This window comes from Actinomadura sp. KC216 (genome assembly GCF_004348535.1).
Lineage (GTDB): Bacteria > Actinomycetota > Actinomycetes > Streptosporangiales > Streptosporangiaceae > Spirillospora.
The window spans coordinates 1-14,141 of the sequence record NZ_SMJX01000223.1 but is presented as its reverse complement, the minus strand read 5'-3'; the positions used below and the strand labels follow the sequence as shown (position 1 = coordinate 14,141).

The 14,141-nt window shown below is 70.5% G+C and carries 10 protein-coding genes and 1 tRNA gene; 3 read left to right on the top strand and 8 right to left on the bottom strand.

The genetic code is table 11. From position 1 onward, the window contains the following. Window positions 1-24: 24 nt before the first annotated feature. The 4 genes from ftsH to E1264_RS30020 form a co-directional block, all read right to left on the bottom strand. Window positions 25-1,977: an ATP-dependent zinc metalloprotease FtsH gene (ftsH, locus tag E1264_RS30035; RefSeq protein ID WP_132178820.1), complete on the bottom strand. Its 1,953-nt coding sequence runs from the start codon at window positions 1,975-1,977 to the stop codon at window positions 25-27. 256 nt (window positions 1,978-2,233) lie between these two features. Beyond that, window positions 2,234-2,908, bottom strand: a complete 675-nt coding sequence (locus tag E1264_RS30030) for a response regulator transcription factor (protein WP_132178819.1) — start codon at window positions 2,906-2,908, stop codon at window positions 2,234-2,236. Then, the gene (locus tag E1264_RS30025) at window positions 2,905-3,402 is read right to left on the bottom strand and encodes a hypothetical protein (protein WP_132178818.1); all 498 of its coding nucleotides are present in this window, start codon (window positions 3,400-3,402) and stop codon (window positions 2,905-2,907) included. Before E1264_RS30025 ends, E1264_RS30030 begins: the two co-directional genes overlap by 4 nt. Before the next feature lie 31 nt (window positions 3,403-3,433). Beyond that, window positions 3,434-5,422, bottom strand: coding sequence for an APC family permease (locus E1264_RS30020; RefSeq protein ID WP_132178817.1), 1,989 nt, complete (start codon window positions 5,420-5,422; stop codon window positions 3,434-3,436). Window positions 5,423-5,567: 145 nt separating this feature from the next. Between E1264_RS30020 and E1264_RS30015 the strand changes: the two genes are divergently transcribed. The 3 genes from E1264_RS30015 to E1264_RS30005 are packed head-to-tail and all read left to right on the top strand — an operon-like array spanning window position 5,568 to window position 8,626. Beyond that, window positions 5,568-6,905: a HAMP domain-containing sensor histidine kinase gene (locus tag E1264_RS30015; RefSeq protein ID WP_207936422.1), complete on the top strand. Its 1,338-nt coding sequence runs from the start codon at window positions 5,568-5,570 to the stop codon at window positions 6,903-6,905. 48 nt (window positions 6,906-6,953) lie between these two features. After that, complete coding sequence (locus tag E1264_RS30010; protein ID WP_243711248.1) at window positions 6,954-7,904, top strand: ABC transporter ATP-binding protein; 951 nt, start codon at window positions 6,954-6,956, stop codon at window positions 7,902-7,904. Beyond that, window positions 7,901-8,626 carry an ABC transporter permease gene (locus E1264_RS30005; RefSeq protein WP_132178815.1) on the top strand — a complete coding sequence of 242 codons (726 nt, stop codon included), beginning with the start codon at window positions 7,901-7,903 and terminating at the stop codon, window positions 8,624-8,626. Before E1264_RS30010 ends, E1264_RS30005 begins: the two co-directional genes overlap by 4 nt. Window positions 8,627-8,936: 310 nt before the next feature. Here the strand turns inward: E1264_RS30005 and E1264_RS30000 are convergent, their stop codons facing one another. From E1264_RS30000 to E1264_RS29985, 4 genes are all read right to left on the bottom strand, one after another. Beyond that, window positions 8,937-9,419: a hypothetical protein gene (locus tag E1264_RS30000; RefSeq protein ID WP_132178814.1), complete on the bottom strand. Its 483-nt coding sequence runs from the start codon at window positions 9,417-9,419 to the stop codon at window positions 8,937-8,939. A gap of 10 nt (window positions 9,420-9,429) precedes the next feature. Next, window positions 9,430-10,080: a hypothetical protein gene (locus E1264_RS29995; RefSeq protein WP_132178813.1), complete on the bottom strand. Its 651-nt coding sequence runs from the start codon at window positions 10,078-10,080 to the stop codon at window positions 9,430-9,432. An 866-nt stretch (window positions 10,081-10,946) separates the two neighbouring features. Then, window positions 10,947-13,634, bottom strand: coding sequence for a tetratricopeptide repeat protein (locus E1264_RS29990; RefSeq protein WP_132178812.1), 2,688 nt, complete (start codon window positions 13,632-13,634; stop codon window positions 10,947-10,949). A 381-nt stretch (window positions 13,635-14,015) separates the two neighbouring features. Beyond that, a tRNA-Val gene (locus tag E1264_RS29985) sits at window positions 14,016-14,090 on the bottom strand. Between the last annotated feature and the right edge of the window lie 51 nt (window positions 14,091-14,141).

Below are 14,141 nucleotides of genomic sequence, written 5' to 3'. Positions count from 1 at the left end.
GGGTGAGCGGTTTCATGACGCCTCCTAGGCGGCTGGTGTCGGCCCGGTGATGGCGGACGGGGCGGTGGGTGTCTGTTCGGCGATGTCGTAGACGGTCTGGCCGTCGACGGTCTCCTCGTCCAGCAGCCGCTGGGTGAGTGCGTCGAGTGCCGGGCGGTGGTGCCGGAGCAGATCGATGGCGTGTTGTTCGGCATCGCGGAGCAGGCGGGCGACCTCGTGGTCGATCAACCGCTGGGTGGCCTCGGCGTAGGGGCGGTCGGGTGCCTCGGCGCCCAGATACCTGGCCGCCGGGACGGGGTAGGCGACGGGGCCGACCCGGGGTGAGAGCCCGTATTCGCGGACCATCCGCACGGCGAGCCGGGTGGCGCCGGCCAGGTCGTCGGCGGCTCCGGTGGACGCCTGCCCGAAGGCCAGGAGTTCGGCGGCTCGTCCGCCGAGCCGGACGGCGAGGGAGCCGGTGAGGTAGTCCTGGTTGTAGAGGTGGCGGTCGTCCTCGGGAAGCTGGTGGGTGCTGCCGAGCGCCATGCCGGTGGGCAGGATGGTGACCTTGGCGACGCGGTCGGCGCCGGGGGACAGCGCGGCGACCAGGGCGTGGCCGCTCTCGTGGACGGCGACCGCGCGTTTCTCGGCCGGCAGCAGGGCGTTGGACTCGTCGCGCTGGCCGAGGACGAGCCGGTCGCGGGCGGCGTCGAAGTCGGCGGGCCGCAGCTCGTCGCGGTCGTGGCGCGCGGCGCGCAGCGCGGCCTCGTTGACCAGGTTGGCCAGGTCGGCGCCGCTGAAGCCGGGGGTGGCGCGGGCGACCAGCGACAGGTCGACGCCCGCCGCCAGGTGCTTGCCCTGGGCGTGGACGATCAGGATGCGTTCGCGGTCGGCCAGGCCGGGGAGCGGTACCTGGATCTGCCGGTCGAAGCGTCCGGGGCGCATCAGGGCCGGATCGAGGGCCTCGGGACGGTTGGTGTTGGCCATGACCACCACCGAGGTGTCGCCGGGGAAGCCGTCCATCTCGGCGAGGAGCTGGTTGAGCGTCTGCTCGCGCTCGTCGTGGCCACCGGGTCCGGCGAGCGAGCGGCGGGCGCCGATGGCGTCGATCTCGTCGATGAAGATGATCGCCGGGGCGGCCTGGCGGGCCTGGGTGAACAGGTCGCGGACGCGGGAGGCGCCGAGCCCGACGAACATCTCCACGAAGGCGCTGCCCTCGATCGCGAAGAACGGGACGTGCGCCTCTCCGGCCACGGCGCGGGCGAGCAGGGTCTTGCCGGTTCCGGGCGGTCCCATCAGCAGGACGCCGCGGGGTCCGCGCGCGCCGGCCCGCTGGTAGCGCTCGGGCCGTTGCAGGTAGTCGACGACCTCGCGGATCTCCTGTTTGACGCCTTCGTATCCGGCGACGTCGGCGAAGCGGGTGGCGGGGCGTTCGGCGTCGGTCACCCGCGTCTTGGTGCGCAGCAGCCCGCCCAGCCCGCCGGAGCCGCCGAGGTTGCGCTGCATCCGGCGGCCGAGCCACACGAACCCGCCGAGAAAGAGCGCTGTCGGCAGCAGCGAGGTGACGAGCTGGCGCAGGGTGTCGCTCTGCTGGTACGCCGAGACCTTCACTTCGGAGGACTCCAGGTGAGTGGCCAGGTCGCCGGTGGTCAGCGCCCACAGCGGGGCCTGGGTGGTGAAGTGCCTGCCGTTGGTGAGCGTCCCGGTGACGGTGCCGCTGCTGCCGACGGCGACCGAGCTGACCTGGTGGGCCTCGACCTTGGTGAGCAGGCCGCTGTAGGGGATGTGCTCGGTGGTGGCGTGGTCGAGCAGGTCCGGCCCGAAGAACAGGACCATGAAGATGAGCACCGCGGTGAGCAGCAGTCGGACGGGGCGGAGCCCCGGCGGTGACGCCGGGGCCGGCGGCCGGCCCGTTCTCCCCGGCTCCCCGTGCGGTGCCGTGGTCACCGGGCCGGCCAGATGACGGCCGGCGCGGCGCAGGGCGGCGGCGATGTTCATGCGATCCCCCTTGTGGGTGGGCGGGCCGGTGGGCCCGATCGCATTCAGGGTGCCGGTGGCCGGATGAGAGAAAGATGAAAGCCCGGGACGGCTGCCATGAGGCCGCCCGCCGCCGGTCCGGCGCCCTGCGCGGCGTACGGCGAGCCGAACGGCCGGCCGGAGCCGATGACCGACCCGAGGGAGAAGGACGTCAGCGGCCCTCGTCGACCACGCTGCGGTTTCGCCGGTGAGGCGGAGATGAAAGCCCGATGGGTCGTCAGGCGCCGGGATCGAGGCGGTAGCCCGCGCCGCGGACGGTCTGGATCGTGTCGCGTCCGAACGGGCGGTCCACCTTGGCGCGCAGGTAGCGCACGTACACATCGACGATGTTGGAGCCGCCGTCGTAGGCGAAGTCCCAGACGTGTTCGATGAGGTGGGTGCGGGTGAGTACGTCGCCGGGGTGCCGCATGAATTCGTGCAGCAGCGCGAATTCCTTGGGGGAGAGCCGGATGTCGGTGTCGCCGCGGCGCACGGCCCGGGTGCCGGGGTCGAGGGTCAGGTCGCCGGCGTGCAGCACGGCCGGGCGTTCGAGCGGGTCGCGGCGGGTGAGGGCGCGTAGCCGGGCCAGCAGTTCGGCGATGGCGAACGGTTTGGTGAGGTAGTCGTCGGCGCCGACGTCCAGGCCGCGGACGCGGTCGGGCACCCCGTCGCGGGCGGTGAGCATGAGCACCGGGGCCCAGCGTCCTTCGGCGCGCATCCGGCGGCAGACCTCGAAGCCGTCCGGTGGCGGGATCATCGCGTCCAGGATGACGCCGTCGTAGTCGTTCTCCCGCACGCTCCACAGCGCGTCCTGCCCGTTGGCGACCGCGTCCACCGCGTAGCCCTCCCGGCGCAGGCCCCGGACGAGCAGCGCGGCCATGCCCGGGTCGTCCTCGACGACGAGCAGCCTCATGGTCGCCAGCCTAGAACCGCGCGGCCGCCGCCCTGGTCGTCGTCGGGGCCGCCGGACGGCGCCGCCCGCCGGGACGCGTGCCCGGCGGTCTCCACCCGCGCGGCCAGCCGGGCGACCTCGGCGCGCAGCCGTTCCAGCTCCCGCGTGTGCTCCTCGGCCAACGCCGCCGACCGCCGGGCGGCATCGACACCGGCCCGGGCGTGCCCGGCGGCGTTGTCGTCGTGCCGGCGCACCGCCACGAGCACCAGCGCGACCTCGAGGAGCGCCCGCGCGGACACGGCCAGCGCCACGACCGCCACCGGCCCCGCACGGTGATCGTCCCGCGCGGCCGCCGTCGCGGCGGCGACGACCAGGACGACGACCATCCCGGCACCAGCCCAGGAGCCGAGCGCGCCGACGACGAGATCGGCGGCGCGCTCGGCCGGGCCGAGCCTGGCAGCGGACCGCGCCCGGTCGCGGTCCGCGGCCCGGTCTCCGCGCTTTGCGAACCACATGGACATCAGCGTGCCTCCGTCTGGATGAGGGTCATGAAGGTCGTGGGCCTGCGAGGTCGCGGCGGACCGAACGCAGCAGCAGCGAGTCGCGGTCCCCGGTGTCGGGACGGTGCGCGCGGTCGTGTCCCGACCGCAGCAGGTACGGCACCGACACCACCACGACCCCCGGGCAGAACAGCAGCCGCCCCTTGATGCGCAGCGCGCTCTGGTTGTGCAGGAACTGCTCCCGCCAGCGTCCGACGACGTATTCGGGGATGACGACGGTGGTCACGTCGTGCGGCCGGTGCCCGTACCGGCGGCGGACGTAGTCGATCACCGGGCGGGTGATCTCCCGGTACGGGGAGTCGAGGACGACCAGCGGGACGTCGATTCCATGGGCCTCCCACGCCGCCCGCAGCGCCGCGGTCTCCTCGGGATCGACGCGCACGGCCAGCGCGGTGAGCGTCGCGGGCCGCATGCTCTTGGCGTATCCCAGTGCCCGCGTCACGGGCGCGTTGAGCCGGGAGACCAGCACGATCGCGTGGTTGCCGGACGGGACGGTCACCGAGTCGCCGGGCGGGGTCAGGTCGCGGACGCTGTCGTAGTGCTGCCGGATGGCGCCCATCAGCCAGTACAGCGCCGGGACCGCGATGCACACGATCCACGCGCCGTGCATGAACTTGGTCGCCAGCACGATGACGAGCACGGCGCCGGTGACCACGGCCCCCAGCGCGTTGATCGCCTGCGCGCGCCGGATCGCCGCACGCGACCGGGCGGCCGTGCCCCGGGCGAGTTCGCGGTGCCAGTGCCGCACCATCCCGGCCTGGCTGAGCGTGAACGACACGAACACGCCGATGATGTACAGCTGCAGGAGACGTCCGATGCCGGCCTGGAACGCCAGGATCAGCCCGCCCGCGGCCAGCGCCAGCACGATGATGCCGTTGCTGAACACCAGCCGGTCGCCGCGGGTGTGGAACTGGCGGGGGAGGTACCCGTCGCGGGCCAGGATCGAGGTCAGCACCGGGAAGCCGTTGAAGGCGGTGTTGGCCGCCAGCACCAGGATCGCCGCCGTCGCCGCCTGCAGGAGCGCGAACACGATCCCGTGGCCGAACACCGCCTCGGCGACCTGCGCGAGCGCGGTCGGCTCGGCCCAGGACGCGGGCGCGCCGATCAGCCGTCCGGGATCATCGGCGTAGTGCACGCGGGCCACCACGGCGAGGACGGTGATCCCGGCGAACATCGTCGTCGCCAGCACGCCCATCGCCGCCAGCGTCCCGGCGGCGTTGCGGGACTTGGGCGGACGGAAGGCCGGGACGCCGTTGCTCACCGCCTCGACACCGGTCAGCGCGGTGCACCCGGACGCGAACGCCCGCAGCACCAGCGCCGCCGCCAGGAGCCCGGTCACATGGTGGTACTCCGGGCGGACCCCGTAGTCCGCGCTCACCGCGCGCAGGTGCCCGCCGTCCAGTAGCCGCACGGCCGCCACCGCGAACATCGCGTAGATCCCGGCGACGAACGCGTAGGTGGGGACGGCGAAACCGCGTCCCGACTCCTTCAGCCCGCGCAGGTTCACCACGGCCAGCAGCGCCACCAGGGCGACCGAGAGCCCGACGGCGTGCCGGTTCAGGCCCGGCGCGTAGGACGTGATGGCGTCCACCCCGGCCACCACCGACACCGCCACGGTCAGCACGTAGTCGACCATCAGCGCGCCCGCGGCCACCAGGCTCGCCCGCGCGCCGAGGTTCTCCCGGCTGACGACGTACGCGCCGCCGCCGCTGGGGTAGGCGAAGCAGGTCTGCCGGTACGAGGCGACCACGATCACCAGCAGCAGGACGATCGTCCCGCCGATCCACGGCGCCAGGTGCGTCAGCGCCAGGCCGCCCAGCGCCAGTACCGCCAGGATCTGCTGGGTCGCGTACGCCACCGACGACAGCGGGTCGCTGCAGAACACCGGCAACGCCAGCCTCTTGGGCAGCAGCTGCCCGACCAGTCCGGCGCTGCGCAGCGGCGGGCCGACGAACGCCCGTTTGACGTCGATCATCCGGGGCCTCCTCCGGGTCGAGGGCGCGGACGGGACGTGCGGGGGAATGCGGGGACGTCCCGCCCGCTCGTGCCCAGCCTGCGAGCCGCCGGATGAGAGCGGCATGAGAGATCGCGGGTGAGAGGATCGGATCGGGAGGTGGACAGTGCGGCTAGCGCCCGGTTCGCTGCGCGCCCGCGTGACCCTGGTGTCCGCCGTGGGCGCGGCCGCCGCCCTGGTGACCTGTCTGGTCCTGCTGTTCGTCGCCCTGGACCGGCAGCTCGGGGACGCTCTGGACTCCGGCCTGCGCTCCCGCGCGGACGACCTGGCCGCCGCCGTCCGCGCCGGTGATCTCGCCGAGCTGGCCGGCGACCCGATGGCTCAGCTCTACACCGCCGACGGACGGCTGCTCGGCGGCTCGGCGGCGGCGCCGGGACGGCTGCTCACTCCGCGGGACGTGCGGGACGTGCGCGACCCAGTGCTGATCACCAGGTCGGTGCCGCTCGGCCCGGGCTCCCAGCGCGGCCCTGCGCGGCTGCTGGTCCAGCGCGTGCTTCCCGGGCACCGCGTGCTGGTGGTCGGTGTGTCGGCCGAGCCGGTGCACGCGGCCCGCGACCGGCTGGAGCTGATCCTGTTCGTCGCGGCGCCGCTGCTGACCGGCCTGCTCGCGCTCGCCGCCTGGACCGTGGTCCGCACCGCGCTGCGCCCGGTCGGCGCGCTGACCCGCGAGGCGGCCGACATCTCCTCCCTGGAGGCCGAGCGCCGGCTGCCCGAGCTGCCCGGCGACGACGAGATCGCCCGGCTCGCCCGCACCCTCAACGACATGCTCGCCCGCCTCCAGGTCGCCGCCGCCCGCGAACGCGCGTTCGTCGACGACGCCAGCCACGAACTGCGCACCCCGATCGCCGTCCTGCGCGGCGAACTCGAACTCGCCCTCGGCGCCGCCGGCCCGGACGACGAGGTTCGGCACTCCCTGAACGCCGCGATGGGTGAGACCGACCGGCTGTCCCGGCTCGCCGAAGACCTGCTGCTCCTGGCCCGCGCGCGGGCCGGCTCCCTGGTCATGCGCACCGAACCGGTCGACCTGCTCGACCTGGCCGCCGACGAGGCCCGCAGGCTCGGACGCCTGCACGGCCTGGCCGTCGAGGCGTCCGGCGACCCGGTCGTCGCCGAGGCCGACCCCGACAGGCTCCGCCAGGTCCTGGCCAACCTGGTCGGCAACAGCGCGGCGGCCGGGGCGCGCAACGTCCACATCCGCATCCAGACCGGCCGTGACCACACCACGCTCCAGGTCGCCGACGACGGCCCCGGCTTCGCCCCGCACCTGCTGACCGCCGCGTTCACCCGGTTCACCCGCGGCGACGACGCCCGCAGCACCCGCGGCGCCGGGCTCGGCTTGTCGATCGTCCAGGCCGTGATCACCGCGCATCACGGGACGGTCACCGCCGCCAACGACGGCCCACTCGGCGGCGCCGTGGTCACCGTCCGGCTTCCCCGCACCTGAGCCCGCGCTCTCACCGTCCTTTCATCCGCACAGCACAACGCTGAGCGCATGACCACACGCGACATGATGAACGTCGAGGACGGACCCGCCGGTCGGCCTTGGGCCGCGGCCCCGGGCTTGCGGCTCCGGGGGCTGGCGAAGTCGTTCGGGGCCGTGCAGGCCGTCCACGACCTGAACCTGGACATCGCGCCCGGCGAGACCGTCGCGCTGCTCGGACTTAACGGCGCCGGGAAGTCGACGACCATCTCCATGATCACCGGGCTGCTGCGGCCCGACCGGGGCGCCGTCTCAGTACTCGGCGGCTCCGTGGCCGGCGCCGTCAAGGCCGGACGCATCGGCGTCATGCTGCAGAGCGACGGGCTGCTGCGCGACCTGTCGGTACGCGAACTCCTCACGATGGCGGCCGGCCTGTACCCCGCGCCGCTCGATGTCAGCGAGGCCCTCGGCCTGGCGGGCGTCCGGAGCCTGGCGGACCTGCGCACCCAGCGGCTGTCCGGCGGGCAGGCGCAGCGGGTGCGGTTCGCGCTCGCGCTGGTGCCCGACCCCGACCTGCTGATCCTGGACGAGCCGACCGTCGGCATGGACGTCGCCGCCCGGCAGGTGTTCTGGGCCGCGACGCGTGCCTTCGCCGCACGCCACCGGACCGTCCTGTTCGCCACCCACTACCTGGAAGAGGCCGGCGCCCACGCCGACCGCATCGTCCTGCTCTCCGGCGGGCGGGTCGTCGCCGACGGCTCCGCCACCCAGATCAAGGCGACCGCCGGCCGCCGCACCATCCGCGCCACCCTGCCCGACCCCGCGATCGACACGCTCACCGCGCTCCCCGGCGTCGTCCGCGCCGAGCGGCACGGCGCGAGCGTCACGCTCGTGTGCGGCGACTCCGACATAGCGCTGCGCGCCCTGCTGCGCACCGAACCCGCCGCCCGCGACATCGAGGTGCTCGGCGCCAACCTCGAACAAGCCTACGTCGAACTCACCGAACAGGGGAAGCCGCGATGAACGCCGTCTACACCCGATACGAGATCGTCCAAACCCTCCGGAACCGCAGACTCATCTTCTTCTCCCTCGGCCTCCCATTGCTGCTGTTCCTGCTGGTGGCAGGCCCGAACCGGCACCAGCAGCTCGGGGGGCTCGCCTTCCCCGTCTACTACATGACCGGCATGGTCTCCTGGGGGACGATGGCCGCGGTCATGGCCACCGGCTCACGCATCGCCGCCGAACGCGCCGACGGCTGGAACCGCCATCTGCGCGTCAGCCCACTCCCCGCCCGCGCCTACTTCGCCGCCAAGGCGGCGACCGGGTACCTACTGGCCCTGATCAGCATGGCCGTCCTCTCCATCGCCGCCGCCTTCATCGGCGTCCGGCTGTCCGCCTCGGGATGGCTGATCATGACCGGGCTCGTCCTGGTGGGGCTGATCCCCTTCACCGTCCTCGGTGTCCTGATCGGGCACCTGGTCACATCGGACGCGATCGGCCCCGCCACCGGCGGTACCACCGCCCTGTTCGCCCTTCTCGGCGGCTCCTGGGGCCCGCTCGCCCAGACCGGGACACTGCACCGCATCGCCGAGGCGCTCCCGTCCTACTGGCTGGTCCAAGCCGCCAGAGCGGCCATCGATCAGACCGACTGGCCGCTGCGGGCATGGGTGGTCGTCGCCGTCTGGACGGGCCTGCTGACCGTGCTGGCGACCCGCGCCTACCGCCGCGACACAGCCCGCCCGTGAGTTGTGGCGACTGTCAGGCATCCCCCTATTCCCGCTGGCCGGCAAAGGGGAATGGGGGACTGCCGCGATGGCGCGGCACCGAGCGGCGGCAGACGCCGTTCGATCACCAGGAGGAGATCAGGAAGTGCCTACGGGTTGCGGGAGTTCGCCGGGGCCGAGGCCGAGTTCGCGGCGTGGGTGGACGCGCAAGCGTGGAAGACCGGGGAAGGCGCCAGGAGTGGCGGGCCGACTCGACCACCGCCGCCACGCACCAACGACCGACGATTACCAGCTACGAAAACCTTGTGTGAGCCGGGAACTACACCCTTTGTTATGAGCTGTAAGCGTGTGGAGGGCCCAGGATCGGTTCGACGTGGTTGGCCGCATCGTGTGGGCAACGCCAGACAGGTATTCCCTCCACGGCTTCTGCGATCATTGGATGCTGATGGTTCGGGCAAGCGGGGGCCGGCCGGCCTGAACTGATCTCCGTGATGTAATCCTGAATATGGGAGGCCAACGCGACGACCGCGTCAGGCTCTGAAACACCAAGAGGGTACAGAGCGTATCCAATATTCTTTCGACCACTTTCGCCGAGCGTGATCCGGATATGGGAGAGTGACTCGCCGGCCGAGATATCGGCATCGGCGCTCCCTGAGTGCAACTCCAGGATCAGGCGATCGGCGCCGGGCATGTCCTCGGTTTTGTAGGGGGCAACTTCTATGATGTTGACGTGAGTGCATGCGTCACTGCCGAGGCGATCGAGAATTGCCTCGGCAGTGCCACGCACATGCGTGAGAAGTCGTTCGTGAACCATGTGATCGATTCTACTGGCGCACCTGGACGGTGCCCGCGATGGTGAGGGATGCCGTGCCCGTCTGGCCGCCTACGTTGACGCGGAAGACAAAGTAGTCATTGTAATCGATGTCGTCACCCCACCACACAGGTCCGAGAGTGCCGTGGAACTGGTAGTCAGGAGAAACCACGTGGGGGGCGTTCCACGGTCTGGCCTGGCCGTTCTGCCACCAGGCCATGCCTCGCTCCGCCACCAGGCCGGTGATGACGGCCCGCAGCTCGGGGGAGATCTTGTAACCCCAGGGAAGAGTGCTGGTTCCGGGCGCGCCGCAGTAGAGGGCTATGGAGAAGTATCCATTGCTGTCCATTCTTCCGATCTTTTGACCGCACTGCAGAACATCGGCGAATCGCTGGTGCCGTACCTGGCCGCGGGTCAGAGCGTGACGTAAGCTGCTGGCCTCGCTCTTCGATAGGCCTGCACCAGGAAACTTGATCACGAGCTTTGATCTGTGATCGGAGGTGCCGCCTTCGATGGTCAAGCTCTTGATCTTGTCTGCGTCCACCGCTGCTGATGCCGGAGCAGAGATGAAGAGCCCGCCCATGAGCAACGCCCCCATCGCAGCCATTGCGATGAGCGAGCGTATGAATGCCGACACATTGTTCGGTTGGTAGGACGATCGCATACGGAAATTGCCTCTTTCGTTCGGGGGTGCTCTGACGTTCGAGTTGGTACTGTCTAAAGCGGCGTCCTTGCTGTTGCGTCCCCTTTTTCCGCCTGGATTCCTTCCGTTGGATTGCCCTCGGATTTTGTTGGATGTTGATCGTCTCCTCACCAAGAGGAATACGACAGCGAACGCTAACACCCGGTGAGACGCCGGGCAAGATCCGGTAGGGCTTGCCGATAGTGACCACTAATTGGACAGAGAGTTGCGAACGCAGACAGTATCGTCCCGATTTCCCAGATCAGGACCTACCTATTAGAGGGGTGCTGGCGCAGGCAGTTTCCTGGAAGTGGGGAATGTTCTCTGCGTGATTTGGCCGCATGTGGACATGGATCTTAGATCCTGAGCGGTTTGTTCAGCGGTTGTTCAGCGGGCGTCCGGTGCTGAGGGTGAAAGGGCGTTGTTACCCTGCGTCCCGCGGCTGGTGGAGCGCCGCTTCAATGTGGGCCGTGTTCCACAAACGACGCAGTTCAAAACGATGCCCAGAGCGCCGAGCTGATCCTCTATTCCTTTAACGTCATTCGGGTTCGATGACGTTATCCGCTTGTGTTGGCAGCCCAGGTGCGCTGGTCACGGATCTTCTGGGCATGGGCGGTCTTGTCCATCCCCTGCGCTTGCCCATGACCACTACCAATCCCGCGAGCACCAGGTCGCCGCCGCGGTCCAGGTTTTGCGGGCGGTGCTGCGGCTCTGCGGGAGCTTCGGTTGCCGCCGGTTCGTGCTGGTGCCGCTGGACGGCTACCCCGGTGCCCGCTGGTCGGAGCTGGTCGGGCAGCGGCCGCACGAGTACGGCGAGACCAACAAGGCGCTGGCAGACGCTGGTGAACTCACGGGCCTCGTTGGTCGTCAGATCGCGGCCCACGGAGTTTGGCGCGGATGATGTCCGGGTCGGGGTAGCCGGCGCCCATGTGCGGGATGAGGCTGATCTGATCGAGGATGTCGAGGGCCTGCTGCCAGGCCGCGCGGGCTGCGGCGAGGTCACCGGTGGCGTGGTGGGTGTCGCCGAGGTGATCGAGACCGTTGGCTTGGAAGTGCTGGTTACCGACTTGTCCGTGCAGCCTGAGGGCTTGTTGGAAATAGGCGGCGGCCTGCCGGTGCTGGCCGAGCAGGTGATGGGCGTAGCCGAGGCTGTGGAGGTTGTTGGCTTCACCCTGCCGGTCGCCGAGTTCCCGGTTGAGGGTGAGCGCTTGTCGGCAGTAGTCGAGGGTTTGCCGGGGGTTGCCGTGTAGGGCGTGGTACCAGCCGATGTTATTGAGGGAGCTGGCCTGTACACGGCGGTGAGCGGCGGCGCGGGAGAGGGCGAGCGCCTGGTGGGTGTAGGAGAGCGCCTCCTCGTAGCGGTCTTGATACTCGAACAGCGTGCCGAGTCTGACGAGGGTGTGGGCCTGGTTGGCCTGGTCGGCCAGGTCACGGAACAGGTGGAGCGCCTTCCGTAGGTGGGTGTGCGCCTGGCCGTATCGACCGAGCAGCGAGTAGACGCCACCGAGCCCGGCATGAGTGTGCGCCTGCCCCCATCGGTCGGCGTGCTGCCGGGCGGCGGCCAGGGCGGTGTGGTGGGTGGCGATCCAGTCGTGCCAGTGTCCTCGTGGCCTGACGTAGACCACCAGCGTCCAGCACAACTGCCAGGCGTGGGTGTGGCGCCCGGTGACGGCAGCGTGCTCGACGGCAGCCAGGAGCACTGGGTATTCGGCGTCGAACCAGGCCGACGCCGCCGCGTAGTCGGCGAAACCTTGTGCCCTTGCTCCCGGACGAGGCGGCGGCAGAGTGATGACCGGCGCCGTGGGGTAGAGCAACAGGGCGGCGGCGTAGGCGGTATGCAGGTAATGGTCCAGCATCCGGTCGAGGGCGGCGTGCCGTTCGGGTTCCTGCTCATGGGCACGAGCCAGTTCGGCTGCGTAGGCGCGCAGCAGGTCGTGGAAGGTGAACCGGCCGGGAGCGGGCTCGGTGATCATATGGGTACGGGCCAGTTCGGCCACCAGGGCCCGCGCACGGACGACGGGGACGTCGGCGAGGCCGGCCGCTGCGGGCACGGTGACCTCGCGCCCGGGGTGCAGGCCCAGTAGCCGGAACAGCCGAGCGGCCTGCGGAGTGAGCTGCCGGTAGGACCAGGAGAACACGGCCCGCGTGCTGCTCTCGCCGCTGTTGAGGGCTTCCAGTCTGTGGTGGGTTTCGCGGAGTTCGTCGGCCAGCGCGGCCAACGGGAAGGTGGGGTGACTGGCCGCGCGTGCGGCCACGATGGACAGTGCCAACGGCAGCCGCGCGCACAGATCGATGATCTCCGCTACCACTCGTGGTTCGGCTTCCACCCGACCGGGGCCTATCCGGTGGGCCAGTAGCTGACGGCCCTCGTCGCCGCGGAGCAGATCGAGGGATATCGGCCGGGCGCCTTCGGTCGAGATGAGGCTGGTGAGCTGGTTGCGGCTGGTCACCACCACGACACAGCCCGGCGATCCCGGCAGCAGCGGACGGATCTGGTCGGTGTCGCGGGCGTTGTCCAGGACCACCAGCACCCTGCGGCCGACCAGCAGGCTCCGAAACAAGGCGGCCTGGGCGGCCAGGCTGACCGGAATTCGCTCCGCGGGGACCTGGAACGCGTCCAGGAACCCGCGGACGGCCTCCGCGGAGGTCACCGGCGTTCCGGCCGGGTCGAACCCGCGCAGGTTGACGTACAACTGCCCGTCGGGGAACCGCTCGGCCACCTGGTGCGCCCAATGCAGCGCCAGCGCGGTCTTGCCGATGCCCGCGGTACCGCCGATCGCGGAAATCACCACCGTGCCGCCCGCACTGGCGGTCTCCCTCAGCTGCGCCAGCTCGGCGGTCAACGTCTGCAGTTCGGCCCGGCGGCCGGCGAACCCGGCGACGGCGGCGGGCAGTTGCCGGGGCACGACCACCTCCGGTGCCGGCGGCAGCACACCATCTTGCTGGGGCGGGTACGGGTCGTCGGGGCGGCAGATCCACGCGCTGACCCGGGTTTCCTTGACCGAAACGCGCACCTGCCGATACGTGGCCGGGCTGCTGGCCGCATCGTGCCGGATGACCTCCTCGTAGAACCACTGTGAAGCGATCACCGCCAGCCCACCCGCCGAGCCCGCCAATGCCCGCTTGAGCGGCTCTGCCGCCAGCAGCCGGAACGCCACGTTGATCGCGGTACCGGTCACCCCGTGCTCATCGTGGTGGATCTCACCGGCGTGCACAGCCAGCCGCAACCGGATCCGAGCCCGCCAATCGCACGCCTGGTTATGAGCGGCCAGCGCCCCAGCCAGCTCGCCCGGCAGCCTTGCGGCCACAAGGGCCTTCGGTACATCGGACGGCACCAGCACCAACGCGCCGTCGCCGCGATCCTCCCGGTAGCAGTCCTGCCAGGAAATCCCCGAACAGTCGAACGCGGTACGCAGGCAGCGGTACACGCCCTTGCGAACCGCCACCTGGTGAAGATGGGTGCGACGCTGATCCCCGAAGCCCTCCACGTCCACGCACACGATCGTGCGATGCACCGCAGGCGCCAGCTCGTCCATCTTTCGCGCCCCTCCGCCCCTAGCCGACAATGGCGCTCAGGTAGATACCTACCGGACCAGCCGAGATCGCCGAGCCGCTTCGCCAGCGCTGACGCCAACCGGCCAGGAACCAGCCCAAAGCTCTGTGCGTCCATTCGTGCTCAGGTCTGCACATCGCCTGCACTCCGACAACTGCATCCAAACACCGCCGGAATGGACCTGCCGCACCTGCGGCGGAACGGGAGTGGCGGATGACCCGAGGCCGGGGTGGCTCACCCAGGGTCGGGTAGCCCAGACAGGGGGGCGGGAGCAGCGTGCTCCCGATATGCTCCCGATTTCGGGCCCGACTGCGTCAAAGCAAAAGAGCCCAGGTCAGCGCTCGCGGTGTGACCTGGGCTTTCGTGGTGGGCGATACTGGGATTGAACCAGTGGCCTCTACCGTGTCAAGGTAGCGCTCTCCCACTGAGCTAATCGCCCTTGCGAGGTGGAGACGGGATTTGAACCCGTGTACACGGCTTTGCAGGCCGT